At 55.1% G+C, this 780-nt stretch carries 1 pseudogene; it reads right to left on the reverse strand.

The features are described 5' to 3' along the window. Positions 1-780, reverse strand: a pseudogene (locus ACTHUR_RS13385) (translocation/assembly module TamB domain-containing protein); the annotation flags it as partial.

A 780-nucleotide genomic window follows, 5' to 3' on the forward strand; every position in this document is an offset into this window, starting at 1 on the left:
TTCCAACGCAACGCCGTCGGTAAAGGACGGAATGGTGGTGGCGTCGAAATTCAGGCGCGCTTTGGGCAGGGTGGGCAGGAAGGCCTGCGGATTGATGTTGGAACCTTTAACCAGGATTTCGCCGACGGTTTCGTTGAGGCTGTCGGCGAATGGGTGGATGGTGGATTTGGCAGACAAATGAACATTGTCGCCGTCGAGCAGTAGGTCGGTGTACACGTCTTGCAGGCTGCCCCACAGGCGCACCGTGCCGTGTATGGTTTCGCCCTCAAGCTGGCCTTTGGTGTAGATGGCGGTATTGAGGACGTAGGGTTTGTTCAAACCGAGCACCACCGCGCCTGTCGAGCTGCTCCAGGGCGTGTCGGCGGTTTTGATGTGGAGGCGGTGTTCTTTTTTGTCGTAATGATAGGCTGCGTGCAGATGGTCGAGATAGACGCTCTGCTTGTCAAAACGCTTGCCTACGCTGATTTTGCCGGTTTCCAAACGGTCGAGATAGGCGGTAACGGGCAGGTCTATGCTGTCAGGCAGGCCTTTTGAAGGCTCTTCTTCTTTGGGCGGCGTGCGCTTGGTCACAATGGCGATGTCGCCGGCCACGACTTCGGTAATGTGCAAAGACGGACGGAACAGCTCGGACGGTTTCCAATCAAAGCGGAAGCTGCTGATTTTGACATCCGCACCTTCTGTTTCAATCAACCATTTGTCGCCTTCAAAACCTTCAATCAGCGTGCCTTTCAGTGTGTCCGAAGAGATTTTGACGCCGACCCATGACGGGATCTTGTACAA

It is taken from the genome of Neisseria sp. P0021.S007, assembly GCF_051956855.1.